Annotated in this window: 22 protein-coding genes; 1 reads left to right on the top strand and 21 read right to left on the bottom strand. The window is 68.4% G+C overall.

Annotated features, from left to right (window positions below):
* Positions 1-296 precede the first annotated feature (296 nt).
* A complete protein-coding gene (locus ACZ4WS_RS38540; protein WP_467987688.1) occupies positions 297-1,943 on the bottom strand; it encodes an aminoglycoside phosphotransferase family protein in 1,647 nt (548 codons plus the stop codon).
* A 132-nt stretch (positions 1,944-2,075) separates the two neighbouring features.
* On the bottom strand, positions 2,076-3,017 hold the full coding sequence (locus tag ACZ4WS_RS38535) for a hypothetical protein (RefSeq protein ID WP_467987687.1): 942 nt from the start codon (positions 3,015-3,017) through the stop codon (positions 2,076-2,078).
* 589 nt (positions 3,018-3,606) lie between these two features.
* On the opposite strand from ACZ4WS_RS38535, the gene ACZ4WS_RS38530 reads away from it, so the two are divergent.
* Positions 3,607-4,791: an acyl-CoA dehydrogenase family protein gene (locus ACZ4WS_RS38530; RefSeq protein WP_467987685.1), complete on the top strand. Its 1,185-nt coding sequence runs from the start codon at positions 3,607-3,609 to the stop codon at positions 4,789-4,791.
* Positions 4,792-4,819: 28 nt separating this feature from the next.
* Here the strand turns inward: ACZ4WS_RS38530 and ACZ4WS_RS38525 are convergent, their stop codons facing one another.
* The 19 genes from ACZ4WS_RS38525 to ACZ4WS_RS38435 form a co-directional block, all read right to left on the bottom strand.
* On the bottom strand, positions 4,820-5,380 hold the full coding sequence (locus ACZ4WS_RS38525) for a GAF domain-containing protein (RefSeq protein WP_467987684.1): 561 nt from the start codon (positions 5,378-5,380) through the stop codon (positions 4,820-4,822).
* Positions 5,373-6,029: a GTP-binding protein gene (locus ACZ4WS_RS38520; protein ID WP_467987683.1), complete on the bottom strand. Its 657-nt coding sequence runs from the start codon at positions 6,027-6,029 to the stop codon at positions 5,373-5,375. The genes ACZ4WS_RS38525 and ACZ4WS_RS38520 overlap by 8 nt, the downstream gene beginning before the upstream one ends.
* On the bottom strand, positions 5,974-6,345 hold the full coding sequence (locus ACZ4WS_RS38515; protein WP_467987681.1) for a DUF742 domain-containing protein: 372 nt from the start codon (positions 6,343-6,345) through the stop codon (positions 5,974-5,976). Before ACZ4WS_RS38515 ends, ACZ4WS_RS38520 begins: the two co-directional genes overlap by 56 nt.
* Complete coding sequence (locus ACZ4WS_RS38510; protein WP_467987680.1) at positions 6,342-6,755, bottom strand: roadblock/LC7 domain-containing protein; 414 nt, start codon at positions 6,753-6,755, stop codon at positions 6,342-6,344. The genes ACZ4WS_RS38515 and ACZ4WS_RS38510 overlap by 4 nt, the downstream gene beginning before the upstream one ends.
* Positions 6,755-8,317 (bottom strand): histidine kinase, encoded by a 1,563-nt coding sequence (locus ACZ4WS_RS38505; RefSeq protein ID WP_467987678.1) that lies wholly within the window; start codon positions 8,315-8,317, stop codon positions 6,755-6,757. The genes ACZ4WS_RS38510 and ACZ4WS_RS38505 overlap by 1 nt, the downstream gene beginning before the upstream one ends.
* A 717-nt stretch (positions 8,318-9,034) precedes the next feature.
* On the bottom strand, positions 9,035-10,531 hold the full coding sequence (locus ACZ4WS_RS38500) for a hypothetical protein (RefSeq protein WP_467987676.1): 1,497 nt from the start codon (positions 10,529-10,531) through the stop codon (positions 9,035-9,037).
* 114 nt (positions 10,532-10,645) lie between these two features.
* Positions 10,646-11,425, bottom strand: coding sequence for a 3-deoxy-manno-octulosonate cytidylyltransferase (locus ACZ4WS_RS38495; RefSeq protein ID WP_467987674.1), 780 nt, complete (start codon positions 11,423-11,425; stop codon positions 10,646-10,648).
* 21 nt (positions 11,426-11,446) lie between these two features.
* The gene (locus ACZ4WS_RS38490; RefSeq protein ID WP_467987673.1) at positions 11,447-12,013 is read right to left on the bottom strand and encodes an NUDIX hydrolase; all 567 of its coding nucleotides are present in this window, start codon (positions 12,011-12,013) and stop codon (positions 11,447-11,449) included.
* Between the two features lie 5 nt (positions 12,014-12,018).
* Complete coding sequence (locus ACZ4WS_RS38485; RefSeq protein WP_467987672.1) at positions 12,019-13,140, bottom strand: adenosylhomocysteinase; 1,122 nt, start codon at positions 13,138-13,140, stop codon at positions 12,019-12,021.
* A 26-nt stretch (positions 13,141-13,166) separates the two neighbouring features.
* Entirely contained in the window at positions 13,167-14,168 is a 1,002-nt protein-coding gene (locus ACZ4WS_RS38480) for an NAD-dependent epimerase/dehydratase family protein (protein WP_467987670.1), read from the bottom strand.
* A 32-nt stretch (positions 14,169-14,200) separates the two neighbouring features.
* Entirely contained in the window at positions 14,201-15,037 is an 837-nt protein-coding gene (locus ACZ4WS_RS38475; protein WP_467987669.1) for an aminoglycoside phosphotransferase/kinase family protein, read from the bottom strand.
* Positions 15,034-15,690 (bottom strand): histidine phosphatase family protein, encoded by a 657-nt coding sequence (locus ACZ4WS_RS38470; protein WP_467987667.1) that lies wholly within the window; start codon positions 15,688-15,690, stop codon positions 15,034-15,036. Before ACZ4WS_RS38470 ends, ACZ4WS_RS38475 begins: the two co-directional genes overlap by 4 nt.
* A gap of 2 nt (positions 15,691-15,692) precedes the next feature.
* Positions 15,693-16,451: a phosphotransferase gene (locus ACZ4WS_RS38465; protein ID WP_467987666.1), complete on the bottom strand. Its 759-nt coding sequence runs from the start codon at positions 16,449-16,451 to the stop codon at positions 15,693-15,695.
* Positions 16,448-17,293, bottom strand: a complete 846-nt coding sequence (locus tag ACZ4WS_RS38460) for a class I SAM-dependent methyltransferase (protein WP_467987664.1) — start codon at positions 17,291-17,293, stop codon at positions 16,448-16,450. Before ACZ4WS_RS38460 ends, ACZ4WS_RS38465 begins: the two co-directional genes overlap by 4 nt.
* Positions 17,294-17,324: 31 nt before the next feature.
* Positions 17,325-17,837 (bottom strand): P-loop NTPase family protein, encoded by a 513-nt coding sequence (locus ACZ4WS_RS38455; RefSeq protein ID WP_467987663.1) that lies wholly within the window; start codon positions 17,835-17,837, stop codon positions 17,325-17,327.
* A 96-nt stretch (positions 17,838-17,933) separates the two neighbouring features.
* Positions 17,934-18,983 (bottom strand): glycosyltransferase family protein, encoded by a 1,050-nt coding sequence (locus tag ACZ4WS_RS38450; RefSeq protein ID WP_467987662.1) that lies wholly within the window; start codon positions 18,981-18,983, stop codon positions 17,934-17,936.
* Positions 18,980-20,698, bottom strand: coding sequence for a carbamoyltransferase family protein (locus tag ACZ4WS_RS38445; RefSeq protein ID WP_467987661.1), 1,719 nt, complete (start codon positions 20,696-20,698; stop codon positions 18,980-18,982). The genes ACZ4WS_RS38450 and ACZ4WS_RS38445 overlap by 4 nt, the downstream gene beginning before the upstream one ends.
* A gap of 8 nt (positions 20,699-20,706) precedes the next feature.
* A complete protein-coding gene (locus ACZ4WS_RS38440) occupies positions 20,707-21,660 on the bottom strand; it encodes a thymidylate synthase (protein WP_467987659.1) in 954 nt (317 codons plus the stop codon).
* Positions 21,657-23,420: a hypothetical protein gene (locus ACZ4WS_RS38435; RefSeq protein WP_467987658.1), complete on the bottom strand. Its 1,764-nt coding sequence runs from the start codon at positions 23,418-23,420 to the stop codon at positions 21,657-21,659. Before ACZ4WS_RS38435 ends, ACZ4WS_RS38440 begins: the two co-directional genes overlap by 4 nt.
* Positions 23,421-23,494: the final 74 nt, after the last annotated feature.

Here is a 23,494-nt window from a genome sequence, read left to right as displayed (position 1 = left end):
CGGTGGGCCCGGTGCTTCGGGCCCCTGAACTCCGCAAAGGTGGAGGTGCATACTGCCTCGGGGCCGCCGTCGTACCCGACGCTCGACAGCAAAAGGGGAACGATCCTTTCGCCGTAGGAGGTCTTCGCGCGCGCTCGGGGACGGTCCAGCCATGCGCATACGGGTTCTCCAGCGACGGAACGGGCTGAGCGGGTTGTCCCGCCTGCGGTAGGAGTTGGAACGGAAGAGATGGGCGGCACGGTCAGTGGGCGAGGCGGAGGGCGGAGTCTGTTGTGTGGTGCCGAGGGCGTGTTGCTTCAGGGGTCGGGGAGCCGGGGGACGTCGAGGGCGAGGGCAGTGTGCTCTGCGACGGACAGGTGGTCCACGGCCGCATCCAGGAGGTCAGTGCGGTGTATGCGCGCCTCGGCGTCGTCTAGTCGGATCGCGTTCCGCAGGTCCTCAACGGCGGCCAGAACGGCGAAATCGCCCAGCAGGTGCTGCTCCATCTCATCAAGGGGTCGGCCGTATCCCCTGATGAAGGCATCGCGCAGCAGAGGGCGGTTGGCCCACAGCAGCGACGGCCGGGCGAAGTCGACGGCGGCGGCCATCATCTGGGAGCAGGCGAACCCGGTCAGGCTCAAGGACCGTTGTGCACGCTGCCATCGCCACGAGGCGGGGCCGAAGGCGCCATGGCAGAAGGCACTCGGCAGCTGCGGCAGGTGTTCACGCAGGACGGCCAGTCGGCACCGAATCAGTGCGCGGTGGCCGGCGAGCACTCGGGAATCGGTCTGCTCCAGGACGTGGTCGACGTGGTCGACGTACAGCAGGGTGTTCCGCACAGCCTGGGTGTGGCGCTCGCCGACCCAGAGCGTGCTGTCGTGCAGGATGCGCAGCAACTGTCCGGCCTGGTCATGCGCGGCCTCTGTCATGTGCAGGCCCCTGTCCGGGGCGTCGTCCACGCGTTCGCCGCGTGGCTCGCGCGTCAGCAGTGCCCGCAGCCTGGGCTCGGCTCCGAGCAGGCGGGGCGCGCGTCCGGAGTCGAGGCGGCGGACGGCGTGCCGGTGCGCGTATATCTCTCGCTGGAGGTCGCCATGGGTCCGCACGACCCGCAGCTCGATGATCCCTTCCGGTGAGGACATACGCCACAAGCGGGCACCGGAGCCGTCGGTGGGCAGCGCCCACGCGGGGTGGCTACCCACCCAGCTCTTGGCCCAGGTGGCTATTTCCGCCGGGATGGGCGTCATGGTCCTTCTCGATGGAGTGGTCGGATTCCTGCTCAGCCCGTGCGGCGCCAGGGGATGGGCCCGAGCCGTTGGAATGCTGGCGTCGAAGCGGTGTGTTGGTCCCGCCGTCATCTGTGGTGGGGTGGTGTGCAGAAGTACCCCGGTGCCGGTAGACGTCAGCCGAAACGGCGGGAGGTCGGAGAGGGGCTGCGAGGGGAAGCGCGGAGAGACAGAGCGACAGGTCACGGCCTCCACCAGTACGGCGTGCGCAGCGAGGCTGCACCGGTTGTCCGCGCCGAACAGCTGGAGCAGGCGGGTGATGGAGGCGGTCACCGGGCCGACCTCGCGCTGAAGCTGGGCCGCGATATGCGGCCCCCTCAAGCCGGCCACGATGAGGTCCAAGACGACCTGGTCATCCTCATCCACGGAGGGCCGCGCGGGCGGACGGCCGGCCAGGTGCTCGCAGGTGACCAGACCGTACACGACGCCGAGCGCGGCGAGGTGTTCACGGTTGTCCGCTCCAAGCACGTGAGACAGCTGACGCGTCCGTGCGTCGACCTTGGTCACACTGGAGTAGCAGCCTTTGGCGATATCGGCGCGACGCCGCCCCGCCGCGATCAGACGCAGGATGGTCAGGTCCTCGGCCTCCAGGAGCACCGGCGCGCCAGCGGGCAGCGGCGCCGCAGGTACGTCGACCGGATCGGCCAGTGGTTTGTGCAGTTCTTCGCAGGCTACAGACATGGGCGTGGTGGGCGATCTCGATGAGGGCGGACGACGGACGCACTGCTGCCGGGCCACGGTGACCGCTCGTGCCGGTGCGGAAGGGGGGAGCAGGCGCCGGTCGGGCGACCGGGCCTTCTCGGAGTTCATAGATCAGGCGGCGGGACCGAAGCGGGCATGGGAGAGCGCGACGAGCGTGTCGAGGTCGTACGTTGCCATCTTGGTGTGGTGGTCGGAGAGGCCCGTCATGTCGACGACCTCGACGTTCACCACGGCGGGCAGCAGCCAGTCGGTGGTGTAGATGCGGTCGACGCGGTGGGCCGGGCCGTGGGTGTCGCATGCGTCCACGGTCGGGGCGACGGCCGAGAGGTCGGGGCCGCCGGGCAGGAGGGCGGCGTGCCGGGCGGCGTCCTCCAGGTGTGCGGTCAGCAGGATGCGGTCCGGCTCGGAGTCCATCACCCGCTGACCGGGAGCGATCTCGTAGCTGCGGTGAGCCCGGTGCTGCGGGTCCTTGATCTCGTCGAGCGTGGGGATCGGGTGTTCGCCGGGTACAAGCCGGTCCGGGTCGACGTAGCTGTTGCAGTCCATGCCGATCGCGAGCACGGGTAGCTTGCGCTTGACCGGGCCGTGCTCGGTCTCGTAGGTCTCGACGCGGTCGGCGAACCGCGTCACATCCTCGGCTTCGCCCTTCCGCTTGGTGGGCGAGTTGTAGGACAGGTGGGCGCTGCCCGCCACAACGTCGATGTTCTGGGTGCCGCGCACCCGCAGGGTCATCGCGGTGGGGTGCAGCAGCCATCCTGGCCACTCCGTGTCCCATACGGTGATCTGCTCGAACACCTCGGGGTCGTAGTACAGCGCGGTCGCGTGCTTTTTCGGGCCGAGTCCGCCGGCGAGCTTCAGGATGCGCTTCGACTCGCCGAACAGTTTGGATCCGCGGCCGGTCGGGGCATAGCCGAAGGTCTCCTGCCGACACAGGATCGTCGGGCGCAGCGCGGCCAGCCGCTGATGCACGGTCAGCCACTTCTGGTAGTCGCCGTTGCCGTTCAACTCGAAGTTGCAGCTGACGATCCTGATACGCCGAGACTGTGCAGACACCCGGAGGCAGTCCTTTCCATGTGGTCCAGCCGAGGAGGCCCGTTCGCGTACACGACGGGGGCGCGTACGCGAACGGGGTCTGGTTGCCCAGGCCCCCGGCCGGATGGACTGGCAGGGCGCAACCGGGCCGCACTCTCGCGGCACGCAGCGGACTACGGGAGCCGTAGTGCTGCGCGTCCGGAGTGCCTCAACTCTGGCCAGCGCAACAGCTCGTTGCTACCTGCGGCGGAATCGTTCGGCGATCGTTCGCTATCCGCCAGACCTGTCATGGGGCCGAGCATTCGTGCGCAATAGCAGCAAACGGGATTACGGGCGGTGGCGCCGGCGAGGCGAACGACCCTGAAACGATTCGACAGCGGTGGTGCAACGAAGGCGATAAATCGTCACGGTGAGAGGAGTGCTCACCTGGGACATCTGCCGGGACACGGCTCATGAATGGGAAGGGCACAGCCCGTTCGGGGCCGATCCTCCGGTTCGCTGAAGCAGCATCGGAGGTGAAGCCGTGGTCGATCTGTCGGCCCCGCGGCCGGTGCGTACGCCGTCGTGCGCACGGTGGTGGGGCCGAGGTCGTGTGTGAGGGAGGACCCTGGTGTTCGGCGGAGGCATCACTGAGCGCCACGAGCAGCTGAAGGCCGAGGTACGGGCGTTCGCCGAGACCGAGGTCGCGCCTCGTATAGCGCGCATGGAGGCGAGTGGCGTTGTGGAGCGGGACCTTGCCTGGGAGATCGCCCGGCGAGGGTGGATCGGCGTCACGATCGATTCCGCGTACGGCGGGATGGCCGCGGGCCACGTGGCGAAGGTGGTCCTCATCGAGGAGTTGGCCCGGGTGTGCGGGGCGATGGGGGCTGCGGCTCAGGCATCGCAGCTTCCTGTCGCGATGATCGACAACTTCGGCAGTAAGGACCAGAAACAGCGCTGGCTTCCGCCGATCGCAGCTGGCGAGGTCATGCCAACGATCGCCGTTACCGAGGAAGTTTCGGGCAGTCAGATCGGAGGCATGCAGGGCCGTGCCCGCCGCAGACGGGGCGGGTGGGTGCTGAATGCGCAGAAGGTGTACGTGGGCAACAGTCACCTCGCCAACCTGCACTGCGTGGTGGTGCGCACCGCCGACTCGGGCCCGGGAAGTCTGTCCGCGTTCCTGGTGGAAAGTGAACGCGACGGTGTGTCAGTGGGCCCGCAGGTGCCGGCGATGGGGCTGGCCGGGTTCTCCTTCGGCACGATCCTCTTCGAGGACGTGTGGGTGCCGGAGGAGAATCTGCTGGGAGCCGTGGGCGACGGCCGGGACGTAGCCGACTCTGCGAGTGTCCTGAACGGACGGACCAACCTGGGAGCAGTCTCCCTGGGCGTGCACCGGGCCACCGTGGATACGACGCTCGCGTTCGCGGCCGAGCGGCAACGCTACGGCCGACCACTGAGCGAACTCAGCGCGGTCGAACAGCGGTTGGGCCAGATGGTTTCGAACCTGATGACAGCCCAGACGGTCCTGTATTGGGCAGCCGACATGCTCGACCGGGGGGTGCCGTGTGACGGACAGCTGATGAACGCCAAGCTCGTCAACTACGAGCTGGGGACGGCCTCGGCGAAGCTGGGCATGGAGGTGCATGCCGCGTGCGGCCTGTTCACCGACCGCCCGATCGAACGGTGCTTCCGGGACGCGCATGCCATCTTCGCCCCGGCCGGTACTTCGGATGTACAGCGACTCAGGCTGGCGAAGTTCGCGCTGGGCACCGCGCAGCAGCCGGAGTGGGCGCAGCGATTCGCCGCTCCCACTTAGGCTGTGGGAGCGGCGGCAGCCGGCTGGGTCACAGCAACTGCTCGTGGACGCGGCTGTTGAGGAGGAACTGTGCCTGCTGGGCACGCTCCTTGATGAAGGCAAGCATCTGCTCGCCGTCCTCCTTGGGCCTCGGCTGCTTGCCGATGACGCAGACCGTGCCGATCGGCAGGGTGGGGTCTTGGGGGTCGAAGAGCGGGGCCCCCATGTAGGTGCGGATGCCGAACTCGTTGGCGACTTCGTTGGTGCGGAAGCGCGGGGAGAGGCAGACGTCGTACAGGGGCAGGGCCTTGCCGCGGTCGACGACCTCGGGGCACCAACCGTGTTCCAAGGACATCACCCGGGACATGGCGACGGTGTCGCGGGCGCTGGGGGGGACCCACAGGCCGGCGAAGTACTGCCGGTCCCCCAGGAAATTGACCATGGCCATTGCTTCGTCAGTGCCCGATTCGCGGGCGAGAGCGGAGGCGAACCGGTCGAATTCCGGGTCAGGCTCGCTGAACAGACCGAGTGCGTGGACACGGGCGAGCCGGGCCGGCGTCATTTCCCGCAGACGAGTCAGCTGGTGCGTGCCGGTGTCGGGATCAAGCATGTGTGCTCCTGGAGAGGGAGGGCAGCGGGGTGGGTGGTCGGTTACGGATCGCTTGGTCATGTGCGTGCTGAACGAGGGTGATCAGTGCATCGCGTCCCTGGCCGGTGTTGCGGGCGTCGCAGAGCACCACCGGGGTACCGGGGGGCAGGTCCAGCGCGTCAACCACTTCTTCGGGCTTGTAGAGGTCGGCGCCGACGAAGTGGTTGACCGCGACCACGAAGGGCAGTTGCTTGCTGAGGAAGTACTCCACGGCGGGAAAGCAGTCCTCGATCCGGCGGGTGTCGACGAGGACGACGGCTCCCACGGCGCCTTCGGCCAGGTCGGGCCACATGAACCAGAAGCGCTCCTGGCCGGGCGTGCCGAAGAGCAGGAGCACCATCCCCTGGCGGGGAAGTGTGATGCGGCCGAAGTCCAGGGCCACCGTGGTGGTGGTCTTGTCCTCCACTCCGTACACGCTGTCGGTATGGGTGCTGGCCTGAGTGAGGGTCTCCTCGGTCAACAGCGGTTCGATCTCGCTGACCGCACCGACGAGGGTGGTCTTACCGACTCCGAAGCCCCCCGCGATGAGGATCTTCCACGGCGTCAGCGACGCGTCAGAGTTCTCTGAGTCCTTCAAGGATCCTGTCCAAGACGATGGGGTTACGGGCATCTTCGTCCTCTCCGGCCATGGAGGGGATGAGGAAGCCCTGGTCGATGAGGTCGGAGACCACGATTTTCACCGCGTGGACGGGCTGCCGGAGCCGACCTGACAGTTCCCCTATCGAGCGGGCCTCCGGCTGGCAGAGGACGAATACCGCCTCCTCGACCAGGCCCTGCGGCGGGCTGTGCGCGGAGCTGCGTGCCCTCACCAGCGTGATCAGATCCAACTCGTGTGTGGGCACGGTGCGGCCCTGCGTGATCGCGTAGGGGCGCAGGTCTGCGATACCGGTGTCGACAAAGGGCTGTTGGTCGGAGGCCGTCATCATCCTGCTGCGGCGATACGCGGCGCGGTCGCCAGGGCCGGGCCGATGCTCTGGCCGAGCATGTTCATCTCGTATCCGATCAGGCCCACGTTCGCCTCGTGGGAGGCCAACACGGTCAGCAGCGCGCCCGGTGCAGGGTGGGTGACGAAGACGAGCCCGCTGTCGACCTCGGTGATGACCTGGCGGGCGCGGCCGACGCCGTCCGCGAACAAACGGTCGGCCCCCTTGGCCAGCGAAAACAGACTGCTGGAGATCGCGCTGACCTGGTCGGCGTCGTCGTTGTTGTCAATCCCGTAGGCATGCATGCGGATGCCGTCAGTGGAGGAGACGACAGCGGCCTGCGCATGCGCGACGCGTTCGACGAAGTCGCGCAGCAGCCCGTCGAGGGTTTCCTTCGTGGTCTTTCCGCTCATCAGGACATCTCCTCGTGGGTGGGGGCAGAGGTGGTAGTGGGAGCAGGTAGTTGAGTGGCGGGCTCGGAGGAATCGCTGGCGACGGGTGCGTGGAACCCTGCGGTGAATTGGGCCGCGAGCTGCGGATTGTGGGTGGCCTCCGGCTCCCTGGCGTCTTGGTCTTTCCGGAGTTGGGGTGCCATGTGGCTGCCGGTCCGCTTGGGCAAGGGCTTCCGGCCCGGGGTCGGGGCCACAGCATCGACAGGCGTCCCCGGGGCTGCCCCTGGGCTGCCGGGCGGTGCCGGGGCACCCGCAGTACGCGCTGTTGGGCTTCGGCCGTCGGCACCTGCGGGTTGCGGGCGATCTGGCACGGCACGAAGGGCGGCCGGCGCCGCAGCCACCGGCCGCTCCCTCCCTCCTGCGAGCAGGACACGCCCCGGTACGGGTGCCGCACCAGCGACGACGGCTGCACTGCGGGGCTGTTCGGTACCGGCCCTGTGGTGAGGCACGGGCTGCTGCTGGGGAACGAGCAGGTCGTGCGGAATCACCACGGCCGCCTGGGTACTGCCGTACCTGTTGCGCAGTAGCTCGACCCTGATGCCGTGGCGCTGGGCGAGCCGTGCGACAACGAACAGGCCGCTGCGGCCGTCCTGGATCAGGTGCTCGGCCACGTCGAAGCGGTCGGGCTCCCGCAGCAGCGCGTTCAGCCGGCGCCGCACGTCAAGCTCCAGCGGAAGCCCACGATCATCCACTTCGATCAGCAAGCCGTCCGGGACGTCCTCCGCTCGGACACAGACCTCCTGATCGGAGAACCTGGTGGCGTTCTCCAGCAACTCGGCCAGCAGATGAGTGACATCTGCGACCGCGAAGCCATGCAGGAGGCCGGCAGGCGCCTCGGTGACCTGGACACGGGCGAAGTGCTGAATCTCCTGGATCCCGTAGCGCAGCACGGCCTTGATGGAAACCGGCTGGCTGATGCGGTGCGACCGGTCGCCGCCGAGCACCAGCATGCTCTCCGCAGACCGTCTGATCTGCGTGATCTGGTGATCGACACCGTAGAGCTCGCCGAGCCGGTGCGGATGTTCCTCGTCCCGCACGACTACCTCCAGCCGGTCAAAGGCTGACACGCAATAGGACTGGAGCCTGCGGGCGACGTTCACGAACACCGCCAAGTGCTGCTGCTGCACCGCCTGGGCGACCGACGTCACTGCGAGCCCCTGGAAGGCAGAAATGGCTCGGGCAAGCTCCGCGAACGTGTGGCTTCCCTCCACCGTGTCGAGCACGGGCGGCCGAGCTGAGCGCTCACCTCGGCGTACGGCCTCCGTGTACTCCTGCAGGCCGGAGCTGCCCGTCTTCACTCGCCGGCGCAGGAACGTGAGCCATTCCCCGACCAGCTGGTCTTCTTCCTCCACCGTTCGTGCGATCAGCCGGACGTGCCGGTAGGCGATCACGAGGACGCCGCTGCCGACGGTTGTCGTGCCGACCACCAGCCAGGCCGCGTTTCCGGCGGAGAGACTTGCCGCGGCCGTAACGATCACCGCTGTGGCCAGGAGCACGAGCTCGCACGCCGCTGGCACCATCACGGCCCGTATGAGCCGACGCCGGAGGCCGTTGTCGTCCGCCGCCTTGTCGCGCGCGGCGTGCCGTCCGCTCTGGCGGCCGGCTCCCGCCGGGGCGGGTGGAAAGAGTTCAGACATCGATGTCCTTGAAAAAGACGGGTGGGCAGGCCCTTGGCTCGACACCGCATACCGCATCAGTCAGGCTCGACAGTCGACCCGGTGGCGCAGTACGTGCAGTCACCTGCTCGGGGCCGAACGCCGTGCCGCCAGAGGCAGAGGGGGCCGATCGGGAGAGCTGTCCGCCGCATCCAGCAGGACACGCGCGAGGCCAGCAGGCTCCCCCGGGAGGTGCACGGCGAGGCCCGATGCATCGTCCGCCGACGACTGGCCTCACCAACACCTCTGGTCCCGATCGGAAACCTGTTCCCAGCGGTATCGGGAGCACCGCACAGCCTGGCCCATACTGCTGATCGTTGCCAGTGCAACTTGAATCGTTCGGAGGTCGTTTCCGGCTACATGCACGCCTGCCAGCTCATCGCACTCGGCTCTGCGCATCATGGGAGATCGTTCGCGGGTCGTCGGCCAGGGCAAGCGATGTGGAAACGATTCACTCAGCCATTACCCAAACCCGCAGCGGGGAGCCTTGGTCGGCCGCCATCCCATCGGCGCCAGCTTGTTCCCGTCATACGGTCTGCCAGCACAGCACAGGCAAACAGAGACCGGCGGGAGCTTCCACAGTTTCTATCTGGCCGAGGGGGATTCGCCGAGAAAGGACAGTGCGCGCTCGATACCGCTGGGCTGGATCAGATGGCTTCGCAATTGAAGCAGGCCACTGATGCCGTAGGCGCTCAGTTCCCGGCACCGTTCGACCAGCCAACCCCAGTCGCATTCCAGGTAGTTCGCTGCTTGACGCAGTCTCTCGTGCGGCGTGCTGGCGGAGGTGATGCTGTGGGATCGTGCCTGATCGAGGGCATGGGCAAGAGAGTTGATCTCACTCTTGCTGGTCGTGCTGTTGACATGCCACACCGCGTCCGGACTCAACCAGTCGGCCACGACCGCCCGCCGCCGTGGGGCAAGTACGAATTCCGCGGTGTTCACCTGTGCCGGGTATAGACGTGCGGCCAGGCCGTAGGACTCCGTGAGAGCCATGGCGAGTAGCAGCAACAGCCGCTCGTACGGTTCGCTGCTCTTGACCGCGGATTCAGGGATGCAGAACACGCACCCGGGTGCGTCCTCTGCATCGGCCGAGCGCTCCTGGATCAGTTGCAGGACCTGGTGCCGTTCGGTGAATAGCAACCAGCCCGCGGCCTGGCCGCCGTACTGGACCCTCGACCACAGCCAAGGCGCTGCGTCGGTGGTGTCCAGGTGGCGTCGGAGATACGACGCGCATACGTGGGATCCGATCCAGGCTGCTCCGACGTCCGTGAGGTCGGGATAGGCGGCCCGAGCAGCCGCGGACCGCGGTTGGGTGAGATGGGCTTCCAGAGATCGTTGCTCGATGTGGAGTGCCTGGTCGTCGGCCAGGAGGCTGTCGTCTACGTTGAGCGCTGCCCAGAGCAGGGCGTAGACCAGCTTGTCGAGCCGGTAGGCGGCGGGGATCGGCAGTCTGTCGACCGGCATCAGCAGGTGGCGCCGCGCATGCGCGGCATCGATGACGTACAGGTCATCCGCCCCGCGCGCGCCCAGCGCCGCGATAATCAGGGCCCGCCGGCGGGCCTGGGTGAAGTACCTGAGATGCTCCCGGTCCTCGGGCCCGATGACCACGGTGTCACCTTGTGGCTCTGCCTCATACATCTGGACCGCCACCGACGTCCCGTCCAGGATCCGAAGCCCGTCGAGGTGCCAGACCCCGCCCGCACCTGGCATCGGCCCGTTGACGGACAGGTGCGAGCTGTCGAACCGGACGTCGAAGCTGTGCGCGGCGGCCAGCGATGCATCGTGAGGGACCCGTGCCAGCACCACCTTGCGCATCGGGGCCGGTCCCAGGAGTTCCTTCACGGTGTGGCCGAGCCAGAATTCGAGCAAGGTGGCAGCATCCCCCCGCGGCTCCTGTTCGCCGGCCAGCCAACGCTTGAACGTGAGTTTTGTGACGCTCACGGTCGCCAGGCGCGGATTGCCGTAGTGGTCTGCTGCCCGGGAGCCTGCATTCCCAAGTTGCCTCTGAAACACCTCGAACCGAAGCCACTGGCGCTTTTCCAGCACGGCGTACAGCAGTGTTGGACGCGTCAGCGTGTCCATGGGTCTTATTCTCCCGTTCTGTTACTTCCTACGGCGGTCTTAATTCGGTGATGTTCAGCAGGTCCTGCGGTAGCTGTCTACCTCAGGGAACTTCCGGTGTGAGGACCAGGAAGTTCACCCTGTGGCGCGAAGATCTGTTGTTGAGTGCAGGAGACGGAAGGCCCTGGCAAGATCCTCAGGTGTGTCAACGGCCACGCCCTTGTCTGCGACGGAAATCATCTGAACGCCGTGCCCGTGCTCCACCAAGCGCAGCATTTCCACGCCTTCGGCTCGTTCCAGTGGCCCCGGAGACAGCTCGGAGAACTGGCGGAGGGCGACGCCCGTGAATCCGTAGAGTCCCAACTGGCGCAAGTACCGCGGGCGGTCTCCTCGCGGATAAGGGATCGGCTGCCGCGAGAACATCAAGGCGTTTCCATCGCTTTTTAGAACGACCTTCACGACGTTGTGGTCGAGGACGGCTCCGACGTCGTCCAGCTCCGTGTAGGCGTTCACCGCGAGTGCGCCGGATGCGAGATGGTGCAGCGCATCGGAGACGGCGTCGATCGCGGTCGGCGCGATGAACGGCTCATCGCCCTGAACGTTGATGTAGGCGTCGGCGGAAAGGCGTTCAGCGCACTCCGCGACGCGGTCCGTGCCGGTGAGGTGCTCTTGGGTGCGCATGCATTCAATGCCCAGGCGATGGCAGGCGGCTTCGATGCGTTCGTCGTCCGTCGCGACGAGCACACCGTCGAGGCGTGTCGCCTCCATGCAACGCTGGTGCACGTGCCAGAGCAAGGGCTTGTCTCCGAGCTGAGCCAGGGGCTTGCCCGGGAAACGCGAGGCACCCCACCGGCACGGGATGATCGCTATGTGGCGGCGTGGGCTGGTCGGCTGTGCTGTGGGGACGGCGGTCATGGCGACTCCGGTCGGTGTGTCTCAGGAATGCGCGGAGCGGGGAAGCAGCGCCAGCTTGGCGCGGACGGTCGGCGAGGCGGTGTCCTCGGACGGCCGCCACTCGTAGCCGCTGACCTCCTCGGTCTGGAGGGTCACCGGGTGGTGTACCTGGAGCAGGAAGACGAAACGGAAGTCGATGTGCTGGTGTGCTGGCTCGCCCTTGGCAGGGTTGGCACCGATGTCGTGCACGTCGATGTCCAGGGGGACGGTCTCGTAGCCCGGGAGAGGGTGAACCGCGTCGCGGGGTATGCCGGTCTCCTCGGACAGTTCGCGCAGGGCGGCGTGGACGAGGTCCGGGTCCCCCGGTTCGGTGTGTCCGCCCGGCGCGAGGGCCTTGCCCGTTGCATTGTGACGAATGTGGAGCACGTCGCCGACGTCGTTCAGGACGATGGCGCTGCACGTGACGTGGGCGGGGAACGTCTTGCGGTGCGTGGGGTCTTCCACACCGGCCAGGGTGCTGAACAGCGGTTCGAGGAGCTGCCGCTCGCCGGGGTGGCGGGCTAGGTACGCCTCGGCGGTGGCGCGGATGTGGGCGGGTGACGGCGGCATGTGGTTCACCTGTCGAAGTGGTCGAGCCAGATCCTGGCGATGGCTTGGCGGTCGGTCGTGGGCATGCTGTGCAGGCCGGGCTGGAAGCGGCCGTGGCTCAGGGCTGCGGTGGCGGCGAGTATCTCGGCCTGGACGAGGTGGATGTAGCTGCCGACGGCTGCTCCGTGGACGAAGTTGACGGCGCCGCCGTCGGCGAGCACGTAGAAGTAGTGACCGGTGATCTCGTAGCGCGTCAGCTGGTCCCCCACCGGGATGCGCTGGTAGAGCTCGTGGAGGGGCGTGAGCTCCAGCTCGTCTTCTGAGGAGGTGACCGAGGCGAGATAGGCGCCGTTGCGCAGGGCAGCGAAGTCGTGCTGGCGCAGGGCGAGGTTTCCCGTGGCGCACAGGACGAGTTCGGCGTTCCTGACCGCGTCGGTGGTGCTTGCAGTGGTACGGAAGCCGTGCGAGTGCGCCTGCACGCGGCGGATGGGGTCCTTGTCGTAGACCGTAACCCGCAGGTCGTGGGCCCGGAGGGTCTGCGCGATGGAACGGCCGACTTTGCCGAAGCCGAGGACGCATGCGTTGCGGCTGGTGAGGATGTCGCCACGGGCGCGGACTAGGGCGTCGGTCGAGAAGACGATGGACCGGCCCACGAGGTGGTCCTCGCAGTCCTTGAGCGGTGAGCGAGCCACCGAGATGACGGGGCACTGGAGGTGATCGAGCGCCGCGTACCGCTGGTGCCCGTTCTCGGTGTCCTCGACGACGCCAAGGACACGGCCGGAGAACTTCTCGGTCACGGTGCCGAGGCTGGGAGCGAAGTAGCCGCCGATGTCCACTAGGACGACGTCCTGGCCGCCTGCAGTGTCCTCCACGTACTCCAGCGCACGGGTGGAGTCGGCGAACTGCTCCCTGCTGAGGTCGTGGACGGGATAGAGGCTCCGAACCTTGTCCAGTGTCCGCTGGTCGACGGACTTGGGCTTGGGCAGTACGGCACCGACGGTCGAGGTCGCGGACATCGCGCGCAGGAACGCCGGGCGTTCGGAGAGCAGGTGCGTGATGACGAGTGACGTGATCGGGCCGCCGGCGGGGAATTGCTCGGTGACGCGCCGGAAGAAGGCGTCGAGTCGTGCTCGCTCAGGACTCTCCACAGCAACTCCTCCTGATGTGCGTCTGATTAGGCAACTCGGCCGTACAAGGCGGGCTCGGCGGCCAGGGTCTGCATGTGGGCACGCATGCCGTTGTGGAGGTCGACCTGTGGCTTCCAGCCCAGTACCTCGTGGGCGTGGCCGGGGTGGGCGCAGGTGATGGGGACGTCGCCTTGGCGGGGGCTCTCCTGGTGCAGCTCTATGTCGCGGCCGACGAGGCTGCTCGCGATGCCGACGACTTCGAGGAGGGAGGCGTTGGAGCCGCCTCCCACGTTGATCACTCCGTGTGCGTCGGGAGCGGTGGCCGCGGCAATGGTGGCGGCAACGGTGTCGTCGATGAAAGTGAAGTCCCGACGCTGGTGGCCGTCCCCGTACAGGCGCAGTGGCTGTCCAGTCAGGGCGGCCAGCAGAACGCGGTGGGTGAACATGTCGGTGCGCTGCCGGGGGCCGTAGACGGTGAAGTACCGCAGCGCGACGACCGTGGTCGGGGAATGGGGCTGCGCGGCGTGGGCGAGGCAGAGTTGTTCCTCGGCGAGCTTGGTGACGGCGTACGGTGACGCGGGCTGCGGGTGGTCGGTCTCGATGCTGGGGCTGCCGTCGGTGGCGCCGTAGACGCTGGAGGAGGAAGCGACAACCAGGCGGGGGACGCGCATGCGGACGGCGCCGTCCAACAGTCGCTTGGTGGCGAGGATGTTGGAGGCGACGTAGTCGCTGAACTGCGCTCCCCAGGAGGGGCGGACACCGGGGATTCCGGCGAGGTGGAAGACGGCGTCCGCATCGATCAGGAGAGGATCGATCGCGCAGTTGATCAGGTCGGCGGTGACGTGCAGGTACCCCGGGAGCGACCGCAGGGGGGCGAGGTTGACCGCTGCGCTCGGGTCGGTGGCGGGGGCACGACGATCGACACCGATCACGACGGTTCCGGCCTGGACGAGGGCGTGTGCGAGATGGGAACCGATGAAGCCGGCGGCGCCGGTCACGACGGCGCGGCGGGGGAAGCTGGTGTGCGGGGGGCTCAGCTGCTGTGTCACGGGGTGTCTCCAGAAGCGGTGATGTTGACGGGTCAGCTCAGCCGGGCCAGCACGGTGCGGCCGTGGGCGGAGAGGGCGAGATCGTCCTGCTCGTATCCGCGGACCAGGGCGGTGACGGCCTCGATGGCTCCGAAGGATTCGAGAAGGCGCTGCTCGGTGTCGGTGGGGTGCCGCCCGTATCCGGAGTAGAACGCGTTCCGGAGATGGGGAGCTGCCTGCCAGCGGCGGAACTCCATGCGGGCGAAGTCCCGGATGCGGGCATCGCGCCGCATGTGTTCCAGGTCGTACAGGCCGAAGGAATCGCCCAGGTTCCAGTTCCGCGGCTGGTAGTCGAGGTGGCAGGCAGCGCTGTCCATGAGCGTGTTCGCCAGGACCTCTTCGTGTGCGGACAGCAGTCCGCGCTCGTTGGTGGAAATGAGGCCGGCGTGCTCGGCCCGGTCGATCCAGCGGGCCAGGCGGTCTGCCAGGTCGGGGCCGACGGCTCCGGAGCGTGGGATGAGGGTGGCCTGGTGGAGCAGCCGCAGGACGCGACCGGCCTCATGGTGGGCGTGTTCCTCTTCGGGCGATCCGGGGGCCACGGTGTCGGCCCGCATGCCGGCCAGCGCGGTCACCAGCAGTGTGTGCGTCCTGTCGTGCCAGCCGACCAGGTCCGGTACATGCCCGGTGAGGTGCTGCGACCAGGTGCGGTACGCCTGGACCTCTTGGACGTACCGTGGCCGGTTGCTGTGCTGCTTGGCGAAGTACCTGCGTCCCCGCCCATCGACCAGCTGGAGCAGCCGGGGCGGAAGACTCGGATCCTGCAGGACGCGGACGGAGCCGACCGTTTCACGGGCCAGTTCGAGACGCGGATCGACGGACGCCGTGATCACGAAGCGGCCTCCGTTACCGGGAGGAGCTGGTGCGAGGTGTCGTTGTGCCGGTCCAGAATCCATCGGGTTTGGTCCAGCCGGTTGCGGTGATGCTGCCAGCACGTGATCGATCCGTGCGTGACGGTGAAGCCCGCCGGGGCGCCGAGGGGAATGCCCAGGAGCAGGGTGTGGGCGGCAATCACGGTCTCGCCGTGCGCGGCGAACAGGACGCGGTCGCCCTCGTGTTCGTCTATGAGCTGTGTCAGGAAGGCGCCGGCGCGTGTGAGGTAGCCGTTCCAGGTGTCGGAGCCCAGCGCCCAGGGTGTGTCGGGGTGGGCGTGTGGTCCGCCATCCGCTGCGGTTTTCACCTCCGGCCAGGGCTTGCCGTCGGCGTCGCCGTGGATGGGGCCGTCGAGGCGCGCGTCCGTGGTGAGCGGGATGCGAAGGGCCTGGCTGAGGATTTCACCGGTCTGGATCAGGCGCAGGCGCGGTCCGGCGTAGAGCGCATCGAACGGCCTGTCCTGGTGCTCGGCGGCGAGCCGATGGGTGACCTGTTCCACCTGGGCATATCCGCGGTTGGTCAGCCCGGTGCACGTTCGCGGTCCTCCGACTAGGCCGTCGACGTTGCACTGGGCTTCGCCGTGGCGGACGAAGACGAGTTCGGTGGTGATCATGCTCAACCTCGGAATCGGGGGAAGGCTGGGGGCCAGCCGTGGAGGTAGCCGTTGCGCCCCCGGTACGGGGCGGTCAGGACGGCGTGCAGGGCGAGAAAGTCGTCGAGACGGTCGCGGTCCGTGGCACCGAGCCTTGAATCGTGGCGCCAGGCAGCCGCGTTGTAGATGGCCAAGGCGGCATCGATGGCTGTGCGCGGGAGCGGCCCGTACGTCAGCAGCAGCGTCGCGACCAGCTTCGCCAGGTCGTACGCGGCCGGGGCCAGCGTGAGGTCGTCGGTGTCGACGGTGAATAGCGCGCCCGTCTCGGTGACCAGGAAGTTGCGGGGGTTGCTGTCCTTGTAGAAGACGGCGGGGCCCTCCGCCGTCTTCTCCAGCAGCGCGAGCATCGCGTGCAGAGCGGCCTTGTTGGGCAGGTACCCCTGCTCCAGCCGTTTCCGAAGCGCGTTGCTGCGCGGGCCGAGGTAGTCAGCGAACGCGGTGCCGTCGTCGAAGCGGTGCGGTGAGTGCAGCTCGGCCGCGTGGAGGTCGCTGGCCCAGGCGTTGCCGTGGGCGTCGCCCAGCAGTTGTGCCAGGCGCGGCAGGTCCTCCGGCAGCGCTGGGCGCCCCTCGATCCACTGATAGCTCAGGCTGGTCGGCCCGATCACCCCCAGCGCCGGCAGCCGCAGGGGGCGCGCGTGCTCGGTAAGCCACCAGTGGTGACGAACGGCGGCGGCGACCTGCGCGGAGTCCGGGTAGTGCTTGGTGAAATACCCGCTCGTCATCCCGGGCCTCCCCCCGGCTTCGCCACGACATAGGTGATGCCGGAACGGACGGTGACCGGCCGGTCCGGCAGGAACTCGTGGAGGACTGCCGCCACCGCTCCCGGGTCGCCGTACAAGCCGGGAGCCAGGTCGTACTTCGGGTTGGTGGCCACGTACTCCGCGACGTGGTCGTGACCGTCGAAGGTGAACAGGTGCTCCTCGTCCTCTGTCGTCACCACGTCGAGCGAGGTGCCGACCAGTTCTGCGAGGTTGCCGCTGTGCGCGGAGACGTACAGGCTCTCGTGCCGCTCGGCCCTCGGGTCGAGGCCGGCCGCTGCGACCAGCTGATCCAACTCGCGGTAGCTGTCCAGGGACTTGGTGACCAGCACGGCCAGTCCCTCGGGGCCGAGGACACGGTTGATCTCCGCGACCACGGCCTGCGGGCGCGGCGAGTGGTACAGGCAGAACGCGGCGACGGCCAGATCGCACGAGTGGGTGGGAAGGGGGAGCTGGTGAAAGTCGCCTTGGAGGAAGCTCACCTGCACCCCAGGCAGGCGCCGGGAGCGTTCCCGGGCCTGCTCGATCAGGGCCGCAGCCGCGTCGAAGCCGACGACGCGGCTTGGGCGCAGCAGTTCGGCGAGCACCTTGCTGCTCGTGCCGCGACCGCAGCCGATGTCCAGGACGACACCGAGTCGGTCCGCTCGCGCGTGGTGTGCCCGCACCAGCTGGACAATCGTGTCCGGCACGGGCCGACCGTCGGTCTTGGCCCGCATCAGGGCGTTGGACCGGCCGGCGAGGCGAGACGGATCCCCGTAGAGGTCTGCTTGCCGTGCGGGGTCGAGGAAGGGATTGACCTCGGTCATGCCGCGCCCTCCCCTCGCGGGCGCGGAGGGCTCAGCTGTGTTGTGAGGCCACCTGGTGCAGCCAGCGGCGCGTGTGTCGCCGGTTGGTCAGCAGCACGACGTCGGCCCGGCTGGCGGCGAACTCGTCGATCTTGGCCATGACGCGGGGGCGCATCTTGCGGCGGTACGTCGCCACGTACTTGATCACACCCCAGTGGATCCGGTTGTGCACCCCGTTGCCCTTGTGACCGGCCCCGTGCCGCAGCTGTCGGGAGAAGATCCCGTACAGCGCGGAGATCGTGGACACGTCCATGAGGACCACGGTGTCGCAGGACTCCAGCCGGATCTGGAGCGTCGAGTTGTAGTTGCCGTCGATCACCCATCGCGGCTTGGCCACGAGATCCCGCTGCAGCTCGGCGAACTTGTCCATCGGCAGCGCGTTCCACTCGTCGTCGTAGAACGCGGCGTCCAGATGTGTCACCGGGGCGTCGAGGATCTTCCCCAGCTCGCGGGCCAGGTACGACTTGCCGCTGCCTCCGCAGCCGACAATGGCAACCTTCTTCATGGTGCTCCACCTTAGAGTCGCTTGCGTGCCCGAGCAGCCCGGCCGCCGGGACACATCCGGATGATCCAGGCACAGCGACCTGGAAGCTCTGTCGCATCAGGCTGCTCCTCGCTCGTCCGCGCCACGGGCGATGGTGTGCAGCACGCTCTCCAGCGCATCGACCTGCCGGCTCAGGCGGAACAAGTCCAGGCGTTCCAGACAGGCCCGTATCAGGTCCGCGTGCTGCTGACTGCCAGCGATCTTCCGGAGATAGGCGAGCCGTTCGATCACGTCTCGGGCGGAGGCCACGATCAGCTCGGCGGGCACGAACTCCTCGACACGGTGGATGTCGGCCGGAGCCAGTGGCAGGCAGCCGGCGAGCACCGCCTCGAAGATCCGCTGGGTCATCTGCCCGACCGCGGCGTACCGCTCGGGCAGCATGAGAACAGTGGCCAGGGACCTGCCGTACAGCTGGTGGGCCTCGGGGAAGGGGATCCGTCCGAGGAAGCGGACGTGCGGCCAGCGGTCGGTCTGGGTCCACTTGCCGCCGACGAGGTGCGCCACCTGTGCGGCGGCCGGGGCGAAGTAGCGGTCGAAGTGCGCGTCGCGGTCGTACTGGTTGCCGACATAGCCGAGCGCCAGGTCACGAGGCTGGGTGGCGAGTGCGACAGGGTCGGCTTGGGCCAGGAGCCGGTCGTCGACGGGGAAGAGCAGGCGGTGGGCGCCCGGCGAGGGTTCGAGAGCCGCTTCACACACGGCGGTGGTCAGGGTGCCGCGCCAGATGCTCTCGGGTCGCAGCGTGCGGTCCTTGTCCCAGATCACGGTCGGCGTGCCGCGTCGCGCGGTGTAGCGGGTGATGAGTTCGGCCTGGCGGTGCAGGTCACAGGTGTGGCCGTCGGTTCCGCACGGGGTCGTGTTGCGTCCGTCGATCGGCCAGCGCCATTCGAGGAACAGCGCGTCGATCTTCGGGGTGCCGCTGTCGAAGGCGTAGGTGCCGCCGAGGTCGTCGTCGGCTTCCAGCAGGTCGCGGTTGGCCTGGAGGAAGACGATCTCGTGCCCGCGGGCGCGGAGGGCGTCGATGAAGGGGCGGCGGTGGCTGCGGCCGCCGTCCGGGGTGTTGGTGATGCCGTTGCCGAGGAAGCCCCAGAAGCTGTATCCGATCTTCATTTGGTGATCCACCGGTCCTCCAGCAGCAGGGCGTCCAGGCCGGAGTCGGCCAGGCAGTCCAGGGCCATGGCCGGTGTCCCGCAGATGGGCTTGCCCTTGACGTTGAGCGAGGTGTTGATCAGAACCGGGACCCCGGTGCGGCGGGCGAAGGCGGTCAGGACCGCGTGCATGAACGGGTTCTGTGCGGCGGTGACGGTCTGCAGGCGGGAGGTGCCGTTGGCGTGGACGATGGCCGGCACCCGTTCGCGCGCGGTGTCCGTCACGCCGGAGGCCATGGACATGTACGGCGCCTCCTGGCCGAGCGTGAAGAACTCCCGGGCACGCTCGGCCAGGACCATGGGAGCGAAGGGCCGGAACGGCTCGCGGTATTTCACGGTGGCGTTCAGCCGCTCCACCACCCCCGGCTGGAGCGGAGAGGCGAGGATCGAGCGGTTCCCCAGGGCGCGGGGTCCGGCTTCCACCCGGCCCTGGAACAGGCCGACGATCATGCCGTGGGCGAGCTGGTCGGCGAGGAACTCCGCAGTCTCGATGCCCAGCATCTTCTGCTGCAACTCGGGCCACGGGGTGAGGTCGAGGGCGAGGTCGTGGAAGGACGGACCGAGGTAGCAGGCGCGGGCGATGCCCGACACGGGACGTCGGTTTCCCGCGTCCATGTGCAGGGCGACCGCGGCGCCGAGCGCGGTGCCGGCATCACCCGGGGCGGGGGGCACGAAGACCTCGTCGAAGATGCCGGCCTCGATGATGCGCCCGATGCTCACGCAGTTCGTGGCAACTCCGCCGCCGACGCACAGGCGGCGAGAACCGGTGATCATCCTGGCTCGCCGGGCCAGGTGCAGCATGACCTGCTCGGTGCGCTCCTGGAGCGCCGCGGCCAGATCCTGGTGGACGTCCAGGACCGGCTCCTTGGGGTGGCGCGCGGGGCACGTCTCGGCGATGAAGCGACGGGAGGTCCGGGGGTAGCCGGAGGACAGCGTGCGCGGGGGAAAGTAGGACGGGTCGACGAAGAAGCCGGTCGCTGTGGTGCGGACGGCGCGCGCGAACAGGTGCCGGAACCGCTCGGGGTCGCCGAGCGCGGCGAGGGCCATGACGGTGCCCTCCTCGTCTCCGCGACGCCACCCCAGGTGTTCGGTGGCCGCGCCGTACACGTAGCCCAAAGACGCCGGGTCATGGAGTGCCTCGACGATGCGGGTGCGCGGCCGGAGCGCGTTGTGTCCGTGGCCGATGGTGGTGGTCTGCCGTTCGCCGAGGCTGTCGACGACGAGCACCGCCGATTCCGCCCACCCCGAGGCGGCGAAGGCGGCCATCTGATGGGCCCGGTGGTGCTGAACCGGTGTGACGCGGGCGGAGGGGAACAGCCGGCCGAGAGCGCGCACGCGGTGCTGGGTGCGCCATGCCACCTTGGCGAAGCCGTGGGCTCTGGGCAGCGCCCGCTCGCGCGTCGTCGCCGACAGGGCCAGCCGCATGGCGGCCGGGGACTCGACGAGGTAGCGGGCGGGCTGGAAGTTGTACGCGACGGCGTCGACGTCGCCGGCGGTGAGCCCGGCCTCCTTCAGCAGCCACGCAACGGCATGGCGCGGATACGCCTTGGTGTGCTTGGCCTCGGACAGGCGCTCTTCCTCGACGAATCCGACCAGGTCCCCGTCGACCAGCAGCGCGGCGGCCGAGTCATGGGTGTAGGAGCACAGGCCGAGAATGACGGACGGAATGTGGTCCATGGCGAACGTCACCTGACCCCTGCCACAGCGCGGCCGGACCAGGACCCGGCACGGCGGTCCAGCTCGCTGTACCAGGACGTCAGCGCCGGGCCGAGCGGACCGTGGACCCGGTCGGCCTGCTGCCACGCCGCATCGCGCAGGCTGTTCTTCCACAACCGGTAGCTGTGCATCGTCTCGGACATGGCATCCCAGCCCGGATGCCCCGTCAGCTCCCCGGCCTGGACGTGCCGGAGCAGCGCGTCGAAGCCGTCCCACGGAGTGCCGAGGTCCGGCATGATCTCGCTCGCGGTGAGCGAGGTGAGCTGCTCGGCGTGGTCGAGGTGGTTCTCGTATATGTGCAAGGACCCCACCTGGTGGTGGAAGTCGCCGAGCTCGGCGCCGAGCCACCCCGCAACCAGCTCATGCAGGACCGTGTAGAAGAACAGGTCGTAGGGCATGCCGATCCACACGTCCTGGCCGCGCATCGTCGTCGTCATGTGCAGGCGGCCGGCGCGCAGGTGGAAGGCGAATCCGAGCGTGCACGGCACGTCCTTGTGCCCGGCGGCGTCCAGGGCCGGGTCGTAGAGCTGGATCAGAGCCCGGCGAGAGGCGGCGTCCTCCTTCAGGATGTCGACGACGCGGCGCAGCTGGTCGACCTTCCCTGCCCAGTTCCGCATCCGCGGCCCGTACGCGCCCCGCAGTACGCCGTCGTCCGCGTACCGCCGCAGCCGTGCGTTGTAGTCGAAGATCCACGGATCGTCCGAGCCGGAAAGGTGCCAGACGGTCTCGGCCACCGCGAACGCCGGGTTGAGGATCCGGGCCGGCGGCGCGTGCAGCAGACGAGCCCGGGGCTGGGTCAACCGCATGTGGACGTCGAGGACTTCGCGGGTAGCCATACCGCGGGGGGCCACCTTCTCCCCAGTCTTGGCCAGGGTGACGGCCCCGGCGAAGAGTTCGGCGACGGTGTCGGCAGTCAGGTTCATCGGGCAGGGACTCCTTCACCTCGCGGCTGAGCGGGATCAGCTGCGGAGGGATCAGCGGATACGGGATCGAGGGGCGTGGCGCCGTTAGGGCTGAGGATGAGGCGGGCGATGGCGGCAGCGCTGTCTCCGTGCCACCGGCACACGGCATCCGGCATCGGCTGGACAGGGGGCTTGTCGGGGCAGGCCAGTGCGGTGAGGGCGACGGTGAGGTCGTCGGCGCTGTGGCAGCGGTGAGCCAGGCCGTGGTCGGCCAGGCCGAGTGTGCGCTCGCCGGAGGCTCCGATTTCGAGGACCGGCACGTGGAGGAGGGCGGCTTCGATGCCGCAGGTCGAATAGGCGCTGGCCAAGGCGTCGGCGCCGGCCATGCAGCCGCGTGCGCCGACCTCCGGATCGGCCACGGCCACGCGCAGCTCGTCATCGCGGGGTTCGTCGGCGTGCGTGAAGAGGGAGGAGAACGCTTCGGGGCCCTGAGCGGGGTGCGGGGCGACGACGAGGCCCCAGTCACCGTCAGCCCTGCGCAGCCCCTCCGCGATCAGGTTGGCCTGAGCCCTGAGTCGGTCATGGCTGAAGGGCTGGCAGGCCCAGACCATGATCCGGGAAGGCACACGATCGTTGGCCGTGGCCATCAGCCGTGCCAGGTATCGCCGTTGAGCCGCGCAGTCGAGACCGGTGAGGCAGTCGAAGCGAGGCTGTCCGAGGACGTGCACTTCGGCGCTCGGATGACGCGCCCAGGCTTTCGCGAGCGGGACGTCGCGTTCACCCATGACCACGACGTGGCGACTGTGCAGGGCGGGCCAGGCCACGGCCTCTGCTGTCCACGCACCATGCTGGACGTGCACCGTGTTGAGGCCGTGGCGCTCGGCTACATGGACGGCGAGCGCGCCCAGCGGGCTCGTGTCGTTGCTGACCAGCACGGTGTGTGGCCGGGCAGCGTCAAGGACCTCGTCCAGCCGCCTCTCGATCTCCACAATCGCTCGCCACGACGGCTGGGTGCACCCTCCAGCCGTCTCCAGGACAACGGAGATCAGCCTGACGAGCCGGGCCAGGTACACGGTGTGTTGCTTCACCCGCACGATGCGGTCGCCGTCCGGCAGGTGGAGCCCGTCCACAGCGCCGGAGACGCTGAAGAGATCAGCGGGCAGTGCACCCAAACTCGCGCCCTCCGTATCCGGCGCGGTGCACCGATCGGCACCGTCGGTGGCCAGGTCGAGGAGCAGACTCCTCCCGCCCTCGCGTGAAAGGGCTTCGAGTACCGGGAGCACTGTGGCGGCGTGCCTGGATGACCACGACAACGCCACCACCTCGCTCCGCGGCCAAGCCGAAGCCACCAGTGCCGAGTCGGCGTCCGAACGGACAGAGGGGAGGTTGCGTAACTGTGCGGATCGCAGCGGATTGTGCGGAGCCGAAGCTCCGAGCACGAACGCCACACCGGACCAGGTCACGGTGTACGACCGGTACTCCCGCGAACTGCTCGACCGCAGCCCGACGAGCCCTTCGTACGGAGCGAGAGCCATAGCGCCGGGGGCGTTCCCGAAGGGCTCCCACGCGCTGAGGGCCATCAACTTACGGACGAGCTGCCCCACCAAGCGGCGCGCCGGTACGTGCTGCACGTGCAGCCATCCGGCGCCGCCTGGTGTCGCCGTGAGATGCGCGCCGTACGTTTCAAGGGCCTCCATGACCTGGTTGACGTGCTCGTCCACCTCGCCCGAGTCGAGCGGCAGGGCCTCCAGGTCCCGTGTGGTGATCCGGTCTGTCCGCACGGTGGCGAGACAGCCCTCTCCCACCAAGGCCCACGAAGGCTCTCCACCGAAGTCGGTCCGGACAAGGCCAAGAG

This window comes from Streptomyces sp. NPDC029292, from assembly GCF_055569295.1.
The sequence above is the reverse complement of the archived record's forward strand: the minus strand, read 5'-3'. Positions and strand labels throughout refer to the sequence as shown.